The 18,542-nt window shown below is 44.1% G+C and carries 15 protein-coding genes; 9 read left to right on the top strand and 6 right to left on the bottom strand.

All coding sequences use genetic code 11. The features are described 5' to 3' along the window. Positions 1-27: 27 nt before the first annotated feature. A complete protein-coding gene (locus JMY00_RS07240; RefSeq protein ID WP_201579649.1) occupies positions 28-1,533 on the bottom strand; it encodes a PepSY domain-containing protein in 1,506 nt (501 codons plus the stop codon). A gap of 442 nt (positions 1,534-1,975) precedes the next feature. Here JMY00_RS07240 and JMY00_RS07235 point away from each other — a divergent pair, with 442 nt between their 5' ends. Together JMY00_RS07235 and JMY00_RS07230 are read left to right on the top strand one after the other, a co-directional pair. Beyond that, positions 1,976-4,156 carry a TonB-dependent siderophore receptor gene (locus JMY00_RS07235; RefSeq protein ID WP_201579648.1) on the top strand — a complete coding sequence of 727 codons (2,181 nt, stop codon included), beginning with the start codon at positions 1,976-1,978 and terminating at the stop codon, positions 4,154-4,156. A 73-nt stretch (positions 4,157-4,229) separates the two neighbouring features. Beyond that, positions 4,230-4,976: a siderophore-interacting protein gene (locus tag JMY00_RS07230; protein WP_201579647.1), complete on the top strand. Its 747-nt coding sequence runs from the start codon at positions 4,230-4,232 to the stop codon at positions 4,974-4,976. A 68-nt stretch (positions 4,977-5,044) separates the two neighbouring features. On the opposite strand, the gene JMY00_RS07225 is transcribed toward JMY00_RS07230, so the two are convergent. From JMY00_RS07225 to hppD, 4 genes are all read right to left on the bottom strand, one after another. Continuing rightward, positions 5,045-6,448: a Na+/H+ antiporter NhaC family protein gene (locus JMY00_RS07225; protein WP_201579646.1), complete on the bottom strand. Its 1,404-nt coding sequence runs from the start codon at positions 6,446-6,448 to the stop codon at positions 5,045-5,047. A gap of 103 nt (positions 6,449-6,551) precedes the next feature. Beyond that, positions 6,552-6,893: a 4a-hydroxytetrahydrobiopterin dehydratase gene (locus tag JMY00_RS07220; protein WP_201579645.1), complete on the bottom strand. Its 342-nt coding sequence runs from the start codon at positions 6,891-6,893 to the stop codon at positions 6,552-6,554. 162 nt (positions 6,894-7,055) lie between these two features. Then, on the bottom strand, positions 7,056-8,003 hold the full coding sequence (gene phhA / locus JMY00_RS07215) for a phenylalanine 4-monooxygenase (protein WP_201579644.1): 948 nt from the start codon (positions 8,001-8,003) through the stop codon (positions 7,056-7,058). A 132-nt stretch (positions 8,004-8,135) separates the two neighbouring features. Further along, positions 8,136-9,236, bottom strand: coding sequence for a 4-hydroxyphenylpyruvate dioxygenase (gene hppD / locus JMY00_RS07210; protein ID WP_201579643.1), 1,101 nt, complete (start codon positions 9,234-9,236; stop codon positions 8,136-8,138). Positions 9,237-9,414: 178 nt separating this feature from the next. Between hppD and JMY00_RS07205 the strand changes: the two genes are divergently transcribed. The 5 genes from JMY00_RS07205 (at position 9,415) to JMY00_RS07185 (ending at position 15,270) form a co-directional block, all read left to right on the top strand. Beyond that, positions 9,415-10,362 (top strand): LysR family transcriptional regulator, encoded by a 948-nt coding sequence (locus JMY00_RS07205; RefSeq protein ID WP_201579642.1) that lies wholly within the window; start codon positions 9,415-9,417, stop codon positions 10,360-10,362. Between the two features lie 157 nt (positions 10,363-10,519). After that, positions 10,520-11,716, top strand: a complete 1,197-nt coding sequence (locus JMY00_RS07200) for an amino acid aminotransferase (RefSeq protein WP_201579641.1) — start codon at positions 10,520-10,522, stop codon at positions 11,714-11,716. A 312-nt stretch (positions 11,717-12,028) separates the two neighbouring features. Continuing rightward, on the top strand, positions 12,029-13,330 hold the full coding sequence (gene fahA, locus JMY00_RS07195; RefSeq protein ID WP_201579640.1) for a fumarylacetoacetase: 1,302 nt from the start codon (positions 12,029-12,031) through the stop codon (positions 13,328-13,330). A gap of 174 nt (positions 13,331-13,504) precedes the next feature. Then, positions 13,505-14,080 (top strand): VOC family protein, encoded by a 576-nt coding sequence (locus JMY00_RS07190; RefSeq protein WP_179797180.1) that lies wholly within the window; start codon positions 13,505-13,507, stop codon positions 14,078-14,080. Between the two features lie 137 nt (positions 14,081-14,217). After that, entirely contained in the window at positions 14,218-15,270 is a 1,053-nt protein-coding gene (locus JMY00_RS07185) for a TRAP transporter substrate-binding protein (protein ID WP_165597521.1), read from the top strand. 44 nt (positions 15,271-15,314) lie between these two features. Here JMY00_RS07185 and JMY00_RS07180 read toward each other — a convergent pair whose 3' ends face one another. Further along, positions 15,315-16,172 (bottom strand): IclR family transcriptional regulator, encoded by an 858-nt coding sequence (locus JMY00_RS07180; RefSeq protein ID WP_201579639.1) that lies wholly within the window; start codon positions 16,170-16,172, stop codon positions 15,315-15,317. 169 nt (positions 16,173-16,341) lie between these two features. Between JMY00_RS07180 and maiA the strand changes: the two genes are divergently transcribed. Together maiA and JMY00_RS07170 are read left to right on the top strand one after the other, a co-directional pair. Beyond that, positions 16,342-16,992, top strand: a complete 651-nt coding sequence (gene maiA, locus JMY00_RS07175) for a maleylacetoacetate isomerase (RefSeq protein ID WP_201579682.1) — start codon at positions 16,342-16,344, stop codon at positions 16,990-16,992. A gap of 349 nt (positions 16,993-17,341) precedes the next feature. Further along, complete coding sequence (locus tag JMY00_RS07170) at positions 17,342-18,520, top strand: acyl-CoA dehydrogenase family protein (RefSeq protein ID WP_201579638.1); 1,179 nt, start codon at positions 17,342-17,344, stop codon at positions 18,518-18,520. Positions 18,521-18,542: the final 22 nt, after the last annotated feature.

Raw genomic sequence — 18,542 nt, 5'->3', positions numbered from 1 at the left:
CGAGAACAACGATATCTTACCGTTCGCTTATTTTAACCATTTCTGTAAAAACTCAACTCGAGAAATCACAAAGAAATCTAATAGCGCGATAGCCATAATCGCAATAATAGCAGTCGGAAATATGATAGCCACCACTAATAATGGAATAGCAAGCGGCCACCAGACGGAAACATCTGAGCCGCGAGCTGGTGGGTTTAATCCCGCGCTATCACTCTCATGACGAGGGCGACGATGCCACCACATGATATAGCCACTGACACAAATAGCGATTACTGCTAGGCAAAACAGCACATTAACCAGTACGCTCCACCATCCGAGCGTGCCCATATGCAGCGCGATACCAGCCGCCATAAACTTACCAAACGCATTATAATCATCAAAATGAATATCAGCCAAAACGTTACCCGAATAACGGTCGATATGTACCGTACGATCTGCTATCGGACTTTTCATATCATAGCTCATTGAATCTTGACTAATGGTCCAGACGCCTGTACTACCTTGGGGTAGGTTCAATTGATAACGCCCTTCAAAACCGATTTCACGAGCGTAGCGATCCACCGTATCAATCATAATCGGTATATTGGCAGCGATACCATCTTTACCCTTGGTCGTGCCTGACACAGGCATCGGCGTCAGCTCAAGTACCCAGGGAACTTCTTTGGTGTCGCTTGAGTTTAGGGCACTGCCATGCGTGGGTGCTTCAGTATGTGATTCAGACGCTGCCGCACCATGTACATGCGGCGCTGGTGTAGACTCTTGCATAGCAGCGTGTTGACTGTGATCAATCGATACAGGAACAGGTGCAACGCCCCACTTACCCGCAGGAAACTGGCTCCATGCTTGCACCACTCTTTCGCCCCATACACCTGCCCATGCCATACCTGATATACAGAAAAACAGTAGCAGCACAGATATCCAACTACCCAATGTCGCATGAATCGTACGGATAAAAGAGCGCTTTTTCTTATTGGTTACCCTTTCACTAGGTATCAACATCGCTTTGACTGATTTACGTTTTTGCCACCACAGATACCAACCAGACAAAATCATTAAAATGGTTAATGATGCCGCCGTTTCTAACAAATAATCACCGACTTTGCCAATCAGCAAATCACTGTGAATATCATTGAACGTACTATAAAGACCACTACTGGTAGGCACACTTTGGACGATATCGGCTGTATAGGGGTTGACTGCCACCATATTGTTTTGGTCGTCTGATTTTATCTGAAATAAAGCCACCGTATCGGTATCACGAGGGGCGATATATTTAACCAGTGTGCTATCAGACAAGGTGCTCAGCGCGTTCTTTGCTTGAGTAGAGACAGGTGATTGAACCGTAGACTCTGGCACGACAACCGTTAAGCGGTCGTTGTCACGTCCTACTGTGTTAGACATAAACAGCATACCGAGCGCCGTTATTGCCAAGACAATTAAAAAGGGAGCAACAAAAATGCCTGCATAAAAATGCCAACGCCACACTGTGAAATAGCGCTGGTTGGTGGTGGATTGGTTGGAGGGTGTGTCCATAAATGTGACCTTAAACGATCTTTGGTTGCTCAATAAACAACGTAAACCTATCGATAATAGTGATGTATCTGCTTGCAAGACCAATTTTAAAAGGTCTCGCAAAGAACTAGGATGACGCCGTATGATGACTGCAATACAGCGATGTAAAAATTCTACTGTAAATAATTGTATTCAGAATGCTGCTGCATAATACGAGAAAAATCTGAGAAAAACCATCGTTTAAAATACATCGTTCAAAACAGTAAGTCTGCGTGACTCTATTCGCAATACTCTGTCTTTAGCCCCTTATTAGCAGTGCAAATACTGCAAATACTTCCCAAAACTGTCTCGTTGTAATTTTTTAATGATAATGGTTATCATTAGTGTTATTATTAGCGTCGTTATAATTTTGCTTTAACTGTTACAAATAATATTCAATCATTTTAGTCCAAGAGGAAATCTGATGCGGTCTCATCTAACCACTAACGTCATTCGCAAAAAATATCTCACCACAGCAGTACAAATTGGCCTGATCATGGGTATGAGTCACGCCGCATACGCTGTAGAGACGACAAACAATACTGAAAACGATGAGGCTGCTACACCATCAGCCACCTTAGGTGCTATTACCGTCTACTCAGATGGCTATCGTAGTACTGGCACCAAAACTGCATTGGACCCAAACGATGCGCCAATGAGCTATACCAGAATCGATCAAGACCTGTTGCAAAAGCGTCAGGCAGATAGTGTCAATGCTGCATTACGTTATGAACCAGGTGTAAGCGCTGAGAGCCGCGGTACAGTCTCTATCTTTGACGAATACAACATTCGCGGATTTAAGACCTATTCAAACTTTTATGACGGTCTAAGATTGCCTTATGATGGTACATATAACCTGATGCCCCAAGTAGATATCTATGCAACTGAAGCGGTCGAGGTGGTGAAAGGCTCCGCATCTTCATTGTATGGTTATGCAGCACCTGGCGGTATGGTGAACCAAATAGCCAAAGCCCCTAAGAGCACTCAAGAGAACGAAGTACAGCTACGATTCGGCAATCAAAACCTAAAAGAAGTGGCCGTCGATAGCACGGGGCCTATCACAGACACCTTGAACTATCGCTTAGTCGCGCTAAAACGTCAAAAAGATGGACAAATGCAAACTACAGAAGAAGAGCGATTGCTGATTAATCCGTCGCTTGAATGGCAAGCGACTGATGATGTTTCTGTACTTGCTAATCTGTTTTATCAAGACGATCCAGAAATGGTACCTTCTACCCCATTGCCTGCTGTTGGCACCGTCTACAATGCAAGCTATGGCAAATTGGGTAGTGATGCCTATGCAGGCGATAAATGGAATAAATTTAGTAAAGAAGTATTCATGCCAAGCGTCACCGTAAACTGGGATATCAACGACCAGTTAACTTTTAAACATATCACGCGCTATACCGATGCCGAAGCGCAGCAGCGCAATGTGTATAACAACGAAGGATTTGTAAAGGGTAGTGACACGATTCTAGACCGTATAGCTTACACAACAGATGAAAGCATGAAAAACTGGACCACAGATAACCAGTTAGCTTATCAATTCGATACGGCAAATACTTCTCATAATCTATTGTTCGGTATAGAGTATCAGGAGACAGATAGCACTGCTGATTACTATAACGCTGGGGCAGATGGTACGCCAAACCTTGATTTATCGAATCCAGATTTCTCACAAATCAATACTGACACTTTACCATTAGATAATTTTAATCGATACGATGATATCGAACAAAGCCAGCTTGGACTCTATGTACAAGATGAAATGACGTGGCAAGACTGGACAGTGGTGGCAGGCTTACGACATGATAAATTCAAAAGTATCCTTGATCGAACCGATACATCGAAAGGTGTAATCCCTAGCGAAGAAATGATCGACAATGACGCGTCAGAAACCAGTGGACGTCTTGCTGCTATTTATAACTTTAATAATGGTCTATCACCGTTTGTGAGCTACTCGCAGTCATTCCAGCCAGTAGTCGGTAGTAACTTTATTACTGATGAGCCGTTTGAGCCAACCACTGCTGATCAGCTAGAGGCCGGGGTGAAGTACTTGTCAAAAGATCGTGCCACTCAAGGAACACTTGCTGTATTTGACATCACACAAAAAAATGTCGTGGTGTCAGATTACGTTAACTATAGAAATCAAACCCAAACTGGTGAAATTGCATCTAAAGGCTTTGAGATATCAGGCAGTCATATGTTAAATGACTGGGTAGACGTGGCCGCAAGCTATAGCTACACCGATGCTGAAATTACAAAAGAAGAGATTAACCCTGAAGTGGTCGGCAATACACCTGCTCAAACCGCCAAGCATAAAGCCACGCTATGGGCAGACTACTATGCGACAGACAAGCTCACGCTCAATGCTGGTGTTCGTTATGAAGACGGTATGCAAATTGACAAGCAAAACACAGATAAGCTACCGAGTGTGACCTTGGTTGATATTGGTGGCAATTATCAGATCAACCCTATGCTGACTGTGGGTGCGAGCATCAATAACCTGTTTGATAAAACCTATGTTGGTGCTTGTTACGACATCAATAACTGCTGGATGGGACCTGAGCGTCAAATGACAGTCAGTCTAAAAGCCAATTTTTAATAAATACTACAAGCAGCGGGTTGGTTCTATTAGTAAGCCAATCCGTTGTTAGTTGTTAGAAGGAAAGCACAATATGGCAAAACCTACTCCAAGAGTACTAGAAGTTATTGGCACTAGATACATTACGCCAAATATGTGCCGTGTCACGCTTGGCGGTACTGGCATGGTTGATTTTCCTATCGATCAAGAAAGTGCTTATATCAAACTGATATTCCCTCAAGATGCAGGTAGCCGCCCACTGATGCGCACTTATACGGTGAGCGTGCAACGTGATGACGCAATAGATGTTGATTTTGCTTTACATGAGACGGAAGGACCTGCATCAGCATGGGCACGAAATGCGCAATTCGGTGATCAGATTCTAGTAGGTGGTCCAGGGCCAAAAAAGCTCATTAACAATGAAGCAGATTGGTTTTTATTAGTCGGTGATATGACCGCGCTACCAGCGATTACGGTCAACTTAGCACAGTTACCTACTGATGCTCGTGGTTACGCAGTACTTGAAGTGACGACTGAGGCAGATCGTCAGACGCTCAAAAAACCAGAGAACGTCGAGATACATTGGGTGATTAATGCGCATCCAAATGCAGACGATAGCCCTTTACTGGACTGTGTTAAATCATTGAACTGGCTTGATGGTCAACCTGCTGTTTGGGCTGCGTGTGAATTTCATAGTATGCGTGCACTGCGCCAGTACTTCAAAGTTGAGCGCGCGGTACCAAAGACGCATTTATATATTTCTAGCTACTGGAAAGTCGATAGCACAGAGGATCAGCATAAAATCGTCAAAAGTCAGGATGCGCAAACGGAAGATCAGTAGTTACGTATTTCGAAACAAAAAAGGTGGGGCTAATATTAGCCCCACCTTTTTTTATCAATCATCACTTATCATGCTTCGACCACCTTCCCTTCTTTAACCCGACTAATCGTCAGCCCCGTAAACCCGAATAGCAGTGTCAGCAGCAATGACAAATAACAGAAGAATGCATAAGGTAGATAATCTAATACCGGCACCCCTAGCGCCTGACTGATAAACACCCCGCACACGCTCCAAGGTACCAATGGATTGATTACCGTTCCTGCATCCTCAATCGTCCGAGACAAATTCTTCGGATGTAAATTCAAGCGCTCAAACGTTGAACGGAATGCCGTACCTGATAATAGAATACTCAAATACTGCTCACCGATTAGCACGTTAATGCTCAGTGCCGACATCGCTGCCGCAAAGATCGCTCGTCCTGATATCGTCAATGTATCCTTAATACCAGAGAGCAGTGCTGGCAAAATCCCTAGTGCCGTTAATAGACCACCTAAGCTTAATGCCAGTATCACAATCGCCTGGGTAAAGAACATACTCTGTACACCGCCGCGCGACAGCATACCACCTACTTCCCCTAGCTCTAATGACTCAGCAGGAGCATACCCTGCAAACAGATAACCACCCAATTGTCCAGCGCTTGGTGAACTGTGTACATAAGTAATGATCAATGCCGCTGCGATAGTACAGATAATCGTATAAATCGCATTAACCCGAAACAGTGCCAATCCGACTAATACCACAAAGGGTAATACCGAATACCCATGTACCAGACCGCTGTCTATCAACTGACCTTGCAATATGGTCACTTGACTCAGATCAGCGCTGGTCGTCTGTCCTGAGAACATCCAAAACAAGATCACCGTCAATATCCACGCAGGGACTGTCGTATACATCATATTACGAATGTGCTCAAACAGATCAATACCCACTACAGAGGACGCAATGGTACAAGTATCAGACAATGGCGACATCTTATCACCGAAGAACGCACCTGATACTACTGCCCCTGCCGCTATCGCCACATTGGCATCAAAGGCATTACTCATACCAATAAAGGCAACACCCAATGTGGCAGCAGTCGTCAAACTACTACCCAATGCAATACCAATAATAGAGGTCAAGATAAAGGCAGAGATATAATAATACTCAGGTGATATGAGCTGAAAGCCTACATACATCAGTGTAGGAATCGCTCCTGACATCATCAGAGCCGCAACCATCAATCCGATAAAGAAGAACAAATAGATGGCACCAATACCGCGCATGACACCTGATGCCATTTGCGCTTGCATGTCATCAAAGCTGAGTCCTTTATACATACCAATAGCCAGTAGCACACAGATAGCCAAGATAAGAGACAAGTGCGGTACCCAGCCAAAGCCGATCATGGTAACGCCCATGATACCGATGACGATGGCGGAGATGATAAAGGCGAGCTTGGCACTGATTAATGTAAGGGGTTTTGGTGGCATGACACATCCTTAAAATGCCAGTAAATACTGGCACTAAATTGGGTTTGATTTTAATTTTAATGGTAGAAGTACGATTAAAGTGACTTGCTAGTGAAGCAACTTATTACTTGCCTAGTAAGTCATCGGTCTTAGCTGCCATGACAAAATCATTGCGATGCAAGCCCTTGATACTATGTGACCACCAAGTGACCGTAGCCTTACCCCACTCTACCAATATACCCGGATGATGTCCTTCTGCTTCAGCGATGTCTGCCAGTTGATTGGCAAATGCCATTGCTGAGACGAAGTTTTTAAATTTATACTGACGCTGCAATTGCTGAACACCATCTACTTCGATCAATGACCAATCAGGAATTTGCGGTAATAGTTCTCGTGCTTCGGCTTCATCAACTTTCGGTGCGTCAATGCGGCAAGCTTCGCAGCTGTTTTGTGATAGTGCTGTCATAATAAAATCCTTTTATAGTGGCTGTTTTTGATGTCAGTTTTTAATGGTTGTTTTGATAGCTACTTTCTAATACTCGTACGTTCATGTTGATATAGCTTTGCTGCTATCTCAATATTCCGCACTGAAGTGTTGGTTTTCATGTTTAATTTTGAATTGACGTTTTTAACGAGTTTTTTCTGGATAGGTCGGCTCAAATAGTCCAAGCGACATAGCTTTTTTGACCGCACCCATAATGTCACTATTGACGATATCAAATAAGGTATCCAATTCATCGATGACATAGTAGATCGGCTGTATTTGATCAATACGATAAGGCGTCCGCAACACATCGAGCAAATCAAACGCTCGGTGCTCAGGTTGAGACTGAGGTTGAGATTGCGGCTTATTTTGAGCGATTGAAAGTTCTTGCGGCGTCCGATCAAGTGCGTAGATCGTTTCAGAAGGTGAGCTTAATATACCGCCGCCATAGATTCTACGATTTTCTATTCGACTGCCGACCAATCCAAACTCAATAGTAAACCAATACAGCCTTGCTAAAAACCAGCGCTCCTCTTTTGTTGCGCTAAGACCAAGCTTACCATACGTCTCATTAAAAGCCGCAAACGCAGGATGGGTCAATAGCGGGCAATGCCCAACGATTTCATGAAAGATATCAGGCTCTTCAATATAGTCCATATCATCAAATCGACGAATAAACGTCGCCACAGGAAAGGACTTATTGGCCAGTAGTTTGAAAAATTTACCAAAGCTGATTAATGCAGGCACAGCGGCGGTCTGCCAACCTGTGGTCGCTTGTAATACCTCGTCAATATCTCGTAGCTGAGGAATACGTGTGGTCGGTAGGTTTAACTTAGTTAAACCCTCTAAATATGCAGTACACGCACGATTGGGCGTTTGTTCCGCTTGACGTGCCAGCAGCGCTTGCCACATCGCATGCTCATCATCACTATAGTGAATATGACCATGACTATCGGGTTGGTGTGAGATATACGGTTGTTTTTTATTTGTCGCATTAGAATGACTGGACGCATCGTTGCTTTGCTTATTAGTCGCAACGCTATTGGTACCGATGGCCGTATTAAGAGAATCTATCTGTGATAGGCGTTCCATGCCTGTATTCCTTTTATCGCAATGAGAGCATTACCTTTGCTGTCGTGCTTGTAGGTAATACTCCTATTAAGGACAACACAAACTCCTTTTGTCTTGTCCATTGATTAAACGTGGTCTAAGCGTTAGATAATATTATAGGGTTTCAGTCTCTGGCTGACCGACTGTGCCGCGACGTACTTGGTCGCGCTCTATCGACTCAAACAACGCTTTAAAGTTACCTTCACCAAAGCCATCTGCATAATCGCCTTTACGCTGAATAAACTCAAAGAACACTGGGCTACCCAAGATGGTCTCAGAGAAAATCTGTAGCAGCAGACGCGGTGCACCGCCTTCTGTGGTGCCGTCTAATAAGATACCGCGCGTTTGTAAGTCAGCGACATTTTCACCATGATTTGGCAAACGCTCACTCAGCATTTCATAGTAAGCAGCATTTGGTGCGGTCATAAGCGGAATACCAGCCGCTTTTAGCTTATCGATGCTGGCAAACAAGTCATCACTGGCTAGCGCAATATGCTGAATACCTTCGCCATTGAAATGCATTAGATATTCTTCTATTTGACCACCGCCCTGTTTGGCTTCTTCATTCAGCGGAATACGGATTTTTCCATCGGGTGCGGTCATGGCTTTACTGGTTAGTCCCGTGTACTCACCTTTGATATCAAAGTAACGAATCTCGCGGAAATTAAAGATACGCTCATAGAATTTTGCCCAGTACGCCATGCGTCCACGATAGACGTTATGCGTTAAATGGTCGATAACTTTGAAACCATAGCCGACAGGGTTTCTGTCGATATCTGCAAAGAACTCAAAGTCGACATCATAGATAGATTCGCCGTCTTTATAACGGTCAATCAAATAGATTAATGAGCCGCCGATGCCTTTGATAGCTGGCAATCTAAGCTCCATTACTCCAGTTGGTACGTCTACTGGCTGTGCACCCATTTCAACCGCACGCTCATACGCTTTTCTGGCATCTTTTACCCGAAAGCCCATGCTACAAGCACCAGGGCCATGCTCTTCAACGAAATAACTGGCTTGGCTTTTTGGCTCGCGGTTTAGGATAAGGTTGATATCGCCTTGGCGATATAGCGCAACGTCTTTTGAACGATGATTGGCGACATGAGCAAAACCAAGCTGCTTAAACAATGCGTCGACTGCATCAGGCTGCGGAGAAGCAAACTCTACAAAATCAAATCCATTTAGTCCCATTGGGTTGTCAAATAAATCTGCCATTGTAATTATCCTTAATTTCAATTGGTAATAGAAAATCGATGAGTAGTAAAAGTCGATTAATAGTAAAAGTCTATAAAACGATTAATAATCAATCTTTTTTGTTGACGTTGTATTTATATTAGATTAGCTTTATTTATAAGACTAATTGTTTTTTATGATTTATTTATCAGGTTTACTTATGAATATTAGCATTCGCCAATTGACCGCGTTTATCAAAGTCGCTGACAACGGCAGCTTTACTCGTGCCAGCGAACAGATGTATCTAACCCAATCTGCTGTTAGTGGATTGATTAAGGAATTAGAGACTGGCCTCGGTATCGTGCTGTTTGATCGCACCACTCGCCAGTTGTCTCTGTCAGCAGTAGGACGGCACCTACTACCGCAAGCACGGCGCATCTTGAATGAAATGCAGCTGTTTGAAAATGAAGCAAGTAGCTTGACCAGCTTGGCCCAAGGTCAGGTGCGCTTGGCGGTATCACAGTTTGCAGCGTCTTCCCTACCTGCCGTCATCGCTCAATTTGCCAAAGAATATCCAAATATTGGCGTCTCACTATTAGACTGTTCAGCAGAAAACTTGCTTAAGCATATCCAAGATATCGAAGTCGATTTAGGGGTTGGTACCGAGCTTGGTTTTATAGAAACTGAAGATGATATCGGGGCTGACCTGTTGTATCAGCTACCTTTTTGTGTGGTTATGCCAGACAATCATGCACTGGCACAAAGAGACGAAATTACTTGGCAAGATTTATTAGAAACGCCGCTGATTACCTTACAAGGTCCGTTCCTAGATCAAGTAACCGCAGAGCTCGACGACTCTATCTCCGTTCACGTTCAACAAGCTCGATACAAGGTGAACTTTATGTCCACCGCGCTTGAGATGACACGCCAAGGCTTTGGAATCACGCTGTGTCTGCCTTATATGCCTGAAGTTATTGATTGGGTCAGCGCCAATGGTCTGCTGATGCGACCACTCACTCAACCAGTCAAAATGCGGCAATTTTTTATCTATCAGCGTGCCTCACGGGCGCTCTCTCCGGCGACAATTGCTTTTAAGCAGTTTTTGCAAACGTATTTTGCGACTCATTATAACGACCTACATCACTCTGACTCATCGTCTAGCGAATGACGTATAGCATGTCAAATGCGCTTGATAGACGGATAAACAATCTATTTGGCTATTTATTTTATTAATTGCCTCATATAACCCACTCTCGTGTTGAGTTCAGCCGCAATTTGCTCTATGATTTTCGGCTGCTCGATTTATATTTTTATAAGGAAATGGCATGTTTGAACGTATCGATTATTACGCTGGTGATCCAATCTTAGGTCTTATGGAAAAATACTCAGTAGATAGCAATCCTAACAAGGTCAATTTAGGCATTGGTATTTATTATGATGAGAATGGCGTATTGCCTGTACTCGACTGTGTAAAAACAGCCGAAGAGCGTATTGCTGATCCTATCGCACCGCGTCCATACCTGCCAATGGCAGGCCTGCCAGGCCACCGTAAAGGCTGTCAGGAATTACTATTTGGTAAAGACGCCCAGATTTTAAAAGACGGCTTGGTCGCTACTATCGCTACAATCGGTGGTTCTGGCGCATTGAAAGTTGGTGCTGAGTTTATCCATGACTGGTTCCCACAAGCTAAGTGCTATGTGAGCGATCCAACATGGGGCAACCATATTGCTATCTTTGAAGGCTCTGATGTAGAAGTGGGTAAATACCCGTACTACGACAAAGCCAACAGCAGTATCAAATTTGAGGAAATGATTGCGTTTTTTGAGACATTGAACGAAAACGACGTCATCTTGCTACACCCATGCTGTCATAACCCAACCGGTATGGATTTGACCCAAGCGCAATGGGATACTGTACTCAACGTCGTGAAGGCACGTGAGCTGATTCCATTCATGGACATCGCTTATCAAGGGTTTGGCGAAGACATGGACAGCGACGCTTACGCTATTCGTAAAGCCGTTGAGATGGGCCTCCCATTGTTTGTTAGCAACTCATTCTCTAAAAACTTGTCGCTATACGGCGAGCGCGTCGGCGGCCTATCAGTCGTCTGCCCAACCGTAGACGAAACCGAGCGCGTATTCGGTCAACTTAACGCAACCGTACGCCGTATTTACTCAAGCCCCCCATCACATGGTGGACGCGTGGTCGATATCGTCATGAATGATGAAGCACTACATGAGCAGTGGGTTGGCGAAGTTTATGCGATGCGCGACCGTATCAAAGCGATGCGCCTAAAGCTAAAGTCAGTGTTAGAGGCTAAAATCCCTCACCGTAACTTTGATTACATCACTCGTCAAAATGGTATGTTTAGCTTTACTGGTCTCACGCCTGAGCAAGTCGAGCGTTTACAGACTGAGTTTGGTATCTATATGGTCTCTAACTCACGTATGTGCGTGGCTGGCCTAAATACCAGTAACATCGACTATGTGGCCAATGCCATGGCAGACGTTTTAAAAGACTGATTAAGCCAAGTTACTTAACATATTACTCAATATGTAACTTGATAAAAAATAAACGCGGATAAGAAAGGCTGAGCGATTGCTTGGCCTTTTTTTTGTGCCTAGCATTTAACCAAAATTATTTCGTCATAACCATCTAGTCAGAACCGTTTAGCTAAAACCCTTTAGTCAAAACAACGACAACCACTTTTCAAAGCAGCCTTTTCACAAAAGACATTGCATAAAAAACTTGCAATCCATATATCAATAAATTACATTATACATAAGTAATTAATTATAACGTAATTCATAATGTATATTAGCAAGGAGCAAATCATGTCAACGACTGACAGCACACTCACGTCTTTTATCGATATCGCTGCTGACTCTGACTTTTCTATTCACAATCTCCCTTATGGCATCTTTAGCGAGACCAAAGACGCTACTGGTGATAAAAATCGCCGTGCAGGCATTGCCATTGGTGAGCATGTACTGGATCTATCTGTACTCGAAGCCGAAGGATTATTAAGTTTAGACGGTGGTCCGTATTTTGACCAATCTACGCTAAATGCTTTTATTGATTCTGGTCGAGACAATTGGACGCAGGCGCGCACTACCATTCAAACACTGCTGTCTAGCGACACTGACACCTTACGTGACAATGCAGACTTGCAAAAAAAGGCGCTATTTAAGCAAGCAGACGTCACCATGCATTTGCCAGTGCAAGTACCAGGCTTTACCGATTTTTACTCATCGAAAGAGCACGCGACCAACGTCGGCACCATGTTCCGCGATCCAAACAACGCCCTATTGCCTAACTGGACCGAAATGCCTGTGGGTTATAACGGACGTGCCAGCACCGTCATCGTTAGTGGAACTGATATCGTACGTCCATCAGGTCAGCTAAAGCCTAGCCCTGATGAGCGTCCTATTTTCTCTGCCTGCAAGCGCTTGGATTTTGAGCTAGAGACCGCCTTTGTTGTTGGTAAAGGTAATCATATCGGTCAGCCAATCGCCGTAGATGATGCCGCTGATCATATCTTTGGCATGGTGTTGCTCAATGACTGGTCAGCACGAGATATCCAAAAATGGGAATACGTGCCTTTAGGTCCATTTAATGCTAAGACCTTTGCCTCCGAGGTTTCTCCTTGGATTGTCACCATGGATGCGTTGGCTCCGTTTAAAACAGCTTGTCCGACACAAGAACCCAAGCCACTTGCATATTTAAATGAAAAAGCGAGCGACAACAGCTTTGACATCAATCTATCGGTTGAGTTACTGCCTGAAAATGCGGAAACAGCGACCATCATTTGTGAGACCAACTTCAAATACATGTACTGGTCAATGGCACAGCAGCTCACCCACCACACCATCACTGGCTGCAAAGTTGAAGTCGGCGACATGATGGGTTCAGGTACGATTTCAGGGCCAACATCTGACTCTTATGGCTCAATGCTAGAGATTGCTTGGAACGCTACCAAACCAGTCACGCTTGAAGGCGGTGAGACGCGCAGCTTTATCGAAGATGGTGACACGGTCATTATGAAAGGCTATAGCGAAAAAGACGGCATTCGTGTTGGCTTTGGTGAAGTACGCGGCAAGGTATTACCAGCACTGAGCTTTGATTTTGATAAGTAGCATTTGGAAAGTAGCGACTGATAAATAGTATTTAAGAAATAACACATACAGAGAAATAGCAAAATAGGCGTGAAAACTCTCATGCAGGCTGATAGGAAGACAAATGCATTCACCTACTCATCGTTATGTGAATACAGCCAAATGAGTGACGCGCCTTATCAAAAGGAGTTTGATATGAGCTTTCAAATTGAGAAAATCCATCATGTGGCTTATCGCTGCAAAGATGCCAAAGAAACCGTCGAATGGTATAAAAAGAATCTAAATATGGATTTTATTCTGGCATTCGCAGAAGATCATGTGCCTTCGACCAAAGCCTTTGACCCTTATATGCACGTCTTTTTGGACGCTGGTAATGGAAATGTCTTAGCGTTTTTTGAAGTACCCAATCAACCTGAGATGGGCTTTGATCCTAATACCCCAAGCTGGGTGCAGCATTTGGCGCTAAAGGTTAAGGACCGTGACGAATTAATAGTTGCCAAAGAGCATTTAGAAAATGCAGGCATCGATGTCATTGGCGTGACCAATCACGGCATCTTTCACTCGATTTACTTTTTTGATCCCAACGGTCATCGTCTCGAGCTGACCTATGATGATCCAACCTCAGAAGACAAAGTATCGATGATTACAGATGCCATCAAGCAAGACATGCTAGATGAGTGGTCTCGTACCAAGCGTGCTCCTGCACATACACAGTTTCTGCATAGTGATGAGCTGGCTGAAGCACGCGAAGTTGCTCCTGTCGGCGAGTAACTCTCCTGTCATTCTGTTTACTGCCTTTTTAAATGATCAGTTAATCATCGCTTTAATTATAAAAGTGCTAATTGACGACATACCCTAGGTATTAATGAATAGCGAACCATATCTAACCATCATGAAAGGACTCTATGATGAAAATAAGAACCCCTCTAGGAATATTCTTAGCCGCCTCGATTGCGATGACTGGTTGCTCCAATAACGACCAAGCAGGAGGCGCGTCTACAGATGCAGGTGAAGTGACAACATTGCGGTTCTCGCATTTCATGACTGCCACTGACAATATAAACACCGAAGCGTTAGAGCCATGGGCAAAGAAAATTGAAGCAGATTCAAAAGGTCGCTTAAAGGTTGAGATATACCCTTCTGCGACGCTCAGCAAACCAGGTGCTACCTATGACGCTACAGCTAAAGGTAGCGTAGATATTGGTATGCAAGCGCAAGGATATACAGCAGGACGTTTTCCTTTGACTCAAATCGTAGAGTTGCCAGGCATCACAAATACTGCACAGCAGCAGAGCTGTATACTTCATAAACTATATGACGAGGGTGTCATTAAAGACGAGTACGAAGACACTCACTTGCTAGCGCTGATAGGCACTGGACAAGGTGCACTTCATACGGTTGATAAACCGATTCGCACGCCAGCTGATATGAAAGGTCTGCGTATTCGCCAACCTTCTGCGGTTGCTAGCCACATTATCGAAGCCACTGGTGCTGCACCTGTCGGCATGCCTGCCAGTGATACTTATACCTCTCTGCAGCGCGGTGTCATTGATGGGCTCAGCTTTACTTGGCAACCCATTCAAGCGTTTCGCCTTGATGAGCTGATCAATACGCACACCAATATTCCTTTTTATAACTCCACCTTTGTGATTAGCATGAACAAAGAGAAATATAACAGCTTGCCTGATGACCTCAAAAAAGTGATTGATGACAATTCTGGCGCAGAGCTGGCAGCACATATCTCTAAAGTATTTGACATCAGCAATGCCAAAGCGATGGCCGCCGCCAAAGCAAAAGGCGATATTATGATTGATATCCCTGATCCACTTAATGATCCAGATTGGAGAGGCCCATTGATGGAAGGCTCTCAACATTACCTTGATGAAGTGAATGCGACTGGCCTAGATGCTGACAACGTATACGAAAAAGCAAAAGCGGCCAGTAGCGCCTGTATGGTTTAGAGGATGAATTGAAGACACGCCCTAGCTTATAGCACCATTATTGGCTAGGCAATTTGATAACGCTGTGCTATCGCCAGTATTTGCTTAACCACGTTATGTTGCTCGCTCATCGGCAATTGCTCTGTTGTTCCAATAATAGTGATAGCATATTCTAGCGGTAAATCTTCACTATCAGTTTTGTCACTACTCATCGATGGTTCAGTAGCACTATTGGCAAGCTGTGGCAATATAACAGGAATCGTAATGGCGTTAATCCCCATAAGCATATCGCCCGTCACTGTCGCATAGCCTTGAGTACGAATTTTGGCCTGTAGCTGGGTAAAGTGCTGCCATTTCTCGGTCATATCTACGGTGGTATTACTCGTATGCCACTCAGCTGTGACCAATGGCTGAATGACGGCATCAGGTTGATAACTGGCAAATAACTGCCCTGTGGCCGATGTCGTCAGAGGCATACGTGAGCCAATGCGAGTAATGATACTAATCGGACTGTCTGGCTCAACGGACTGAATAATAATAGGGCCTTCGCTAAACCATTTGGCAATTTGCACACCGCAGTTTAACGTGTCTTTGATTTCATTAGCCACTTGCGTGAGACGTGCCAAAAGATTGTTTTGGTTGAGTCCAGTATGTCCTAGTGATGCCAGTGCATTGACTCTATCACCAAGCCCATAGCGACCATCATCGAGCTTACGCGCATAGTTTTTGCGGATGAGACTAACCAAGTAACGATGGGATTTTGCTGGATGCATTTGCATGGCTTCAGCGATATCCTTTAGCATCATAGGCTCATTGCGGTCGATCAGCACATCGAGTATCGACAGCCCAATCTCAAGCGACTGAACCCCACTTTGGTTTTTACTGCTGATAGAACTGTCTACAAGGGTTTTGTCTGCTGGCATGATTTACTCGATTCTGGTGTGCTTGGTCGATAGGTGAACTACTATTCTGGCTTGCTTGATAATGGTTTGTTCAATAAGGGTTTGCCCGATCAAATATCAGTGAGATACAGACCTTACTTCATAATATTTATCTTTATAAAAACACATCTACATAAGGACATGAATCATGATGACACTTTATGGCTACTTTCGTAGTAGCACGTCTTACCGTACTCGTATCGCTATGAACCTAAAAGGCTTAGATTACGATGATATCACGATCAATCTGGCACAGGATGAACAGTTAGAATCTGCTTTCAAAGCGATTAATCCGCAAGGACTGGTGCCTGTCCTACAGACTGACGATTTACTATTATATCAAAGTCCAGCTATCTTGGAGTGGTTAGAAGAGGTCTACCCCGAGCAGCCATTATTGCCTCACAATGCTGCTGGGCGTATGCAGGTACGCGCGTTAAGCGCCATGGTTGGTTGCGACATCCACCCCCTTAATAATCGCCGCATCTTACAGTACCTGCGCAATGAGCTGTCAGTAAACGAGGAAGATGTGATTGCATGGTGCAATCGCTGGATCAGTGAAGGTTTTGCCGCTTTAGAGACACGCTTAGCTGCGGATAACAATCGCGGACAGTTCTGTTATGGTGACAATCCTACTCTCGCAGATTGCTATTTGATTCCACAAGTCTCTTCTGCTCGCCGCTTCAAAGTAGATTTAAGCGCTTATCCCAGTATCGTAGCCATTGATACTCATTGCCGTACACTAAAGGCATTTGCAGATGCGGATCCTATGATGCAACCTGATGCGCCGAAACGTGATGCCTAATTTAAGACAGTTTTTATAGGATACCTATCTTTATAGAATATTTATCTTCTCGGCAAAATATTAAGTGGCTTAGAATTAACACTTAGTATTTGGTCTGGCTTCGTTCTTCAATATTCTTTACCCCTACCTATCTTTACAGCTTAATTCCTAGCTTAATTGCTGAATTTTGCCTCATTGATTACTATTTATTCAATTTTTACAATATAATTTTTAATATATTCATATTAACGGTTGTATGGTGGGCAGCTGTTGGTTATTCTTTATATAAGCATTTGTCATCTCTCAAATTTGTACTTTATCAGCTATAGAAAAAAGTACTGTCTTATTCATCACAATAAGGTTGAACAATATGAATGATATATCCTCAGCAAAGATAACCACCCTACCATCGGATGCAGCAAACAAGATTTATGCATCAGCAATCATGTTCAGAGATGAAACAGAAAGCGCTAGAAAAATTGCACCCGTGGTGGCCAATAAACTTTCAGAATTTGCATTATTTAGAATGGGGCTGCCTAAATCGTTAGGAGGATGGGCAGGCAATCCAGTAGAAACGCTAAAAACTTATGAGACGTTGGCCAGTGCTGAGGCCTCCGTTGCTTGGATCGTTTGGAACAACCATTTGGCCTGTACATTCGGTCGATTTTTGGACGAGTCCAGTATGAAAGAAGTATATAGCGACCCCTCTCATATTTATGCCAATTCCGCACGTCCTGAAGGCGTGGCCCAAACAGTAGATAATGGCTACATGGTATCAGGACAATGGACACTCGTCTCTGGAAGCCAATTGGCTGACTGGTTTGTGCTCCGTTGTCTCGTTATCTCCGAAGGCTCTCCTACGACCCTTGGCCCAGGTGCAAACTTAAAGCTATTTTTTATTCCCAAGAAAGACTTAAAAATCATTGACACGTGGGATGTGGGCGGCCTAAATGGCACAGGTAGCCATGATATCGTTGTCAAAGGCGCTTTTGTCAAAGAGGCTTATGCAGTTGACTTTGATAGTCCTGTGACTGTCGATACTGCCTACAGTCGTCTGCCTATCGGTTGTATCAATGCTGCTGGCTGTGCGGCGATGGCGCTAGGCGTATTGAAAGCCGCTATGGATGACTTGGTTGATATGTGCCTTGAGAGAGTAACACCTGGTAAGAGTCCAGATCTACGCGACCGTGCAACGGTACAGGCTACTATTGCTAAGAGCAAAACAATACTAGCATCGAAACGCGCCCAACTGCATTATAGTGTCGAGGTACTGTGGAAAGAGGCACAGCAGCAGAACACCTTTACTGATATACAGCTTGCAGATGTATGGGCAGCTTCTTGTGAAGGCGCAAGAGAAGCTCGTAACATAGTATCTGAAATTTACGCAGTAGCAGGCACAGCCTCCCTATATAAGAAGCATAAGATAGAACGAGCGCATAGAGACATTCATGCGATTTTGCAGCATGGCATCATTCAACCTCACTGGATGAATCAAGCAGGTATGGCCTATGTTGGACTGACACCGAATGGCGCAATGTTCAGAATATAACAGCGTCTTGATTATAAAAAAT

The sequence above is a fragment of the Psychrobacter sp. Pi2-52 genome, assembly GCF_904846705.1.
In the GTDB taxonomy this organism is placed as follows: domain Bacteria; phylum Pseudomonadota; class Gammaproteobacteria; order Pseudomonadales; family Moraxellaceae; genus Psychrobacter.
Note: the sequence above shows the minus strand (reverse complement) of the source record. Positions and strands in the feature narration are given on the sequence as shown.

Excerpts from the sequence above, each read along its gene's own strand:
- phhA (WP_201579644.1), bottom strand. The coding sequence starts at position 8,003 with ATGGAACGCCTATCACAGATAGATTCTCTTAATACGGCCATCGGTACC.
- JMY00_RS07200 (WP_201579641.1), top strand. The coding sequence starts at position 10,520 with ATGTTTGAACGTATCGATTATTACGCTGGTGATCCAATCTTAGGTCTT.
- JMY00_RS07240 (WP_201579649.1), bottom strand. The coding sequence starts at position 1,533 with ATGGACACACCCTCCAACCAATCCACCACCAACCAGCGCTATTTCACA.
- JMY00_RS07230 (WP_201579647.1), top strand. The coding sequence starts at position 4,230 with ATGGCAAAACCTACTCCAAGAGTACTAGAAGTTATTGGCACTAGATAC.
- hppD (WP_201579643.1), bottom strand. The coding sequence starts at position 9,236 with ATGGCAGATTTATTTGACAACCCAATGGGACTAAATGGATTTGATTTT.
- JMY00_RS07170 (WP_201579638.1), top strand. The coding sequence starts at position 17,342 with ATGAATGATATATCCTCAGCAAAGATAACCACCCTACCATCGGATGCA.
- JMY00_RS07180 (WP_201579639.1), bottom strand. The coding sequence starts at position 16,172 with ATGCCAGCAGACAAAACCCTTGTAGACAGTTCTATCAGCAGTAAAAAC.
- JMY00_RS07225 (WP_201579646.1), bottom strand. The coding sequence starts at position 6,448 with ATGCCACCAAAACCCCTTACATTAATCAGTGCCAAGCTCGCCTTTATC.
- fahA (WP_201579640.1), top strand. The coding sequence starts at position 12,029 with ATGTCAACGACTGACAGCACACTCACGTCTTTTATCGATATCGCTGCT.
- JMY00_RS07235 (WP_201579648.1), top strand. The coding sequence starts at position 1,976 with ATGCGGTCTCATCTAACCACTAACGTCATTCGCAAAAAATATCTCACC.
- JMY00_RS07190 (WP_179797180.1), top strand. The coding sequence starts at position 13,505 with ATGAGCTTTCAAATTGAGAAAATCCATCATGTGGCTTATCGCTGCAAA.
- maiA (WP_201579682.1), top strand. The coding sequence starts at position 16,342 with ATGACACTTTATGGCTACTTTCGTAGTAGCACGTCTTACCGTACTCGT.
- JMY00_RS07205 (WP_201579642.1), top strand. The coding sequence starts at position 9,415 with ATGAATATTAGCATTCGCCAATTGACCGCGTTTATCAAAGTCGCTGAC.
- JMY00_RS07185 (WP_165597521.1), top strand. The coding sequence starts at position 14,218 with ATGAAAATAAGAACCCCTCTAGGAATATTCTTAGCCGCCTCGATTGCG.
- JMY00_RS07220 (WP_201579645.1), bottom strand. The coding sequence starts at position 6,893 with ATGACAGCACTATCACAAAACAGCTGCGAAGCTTGCCGCATTGACGCA.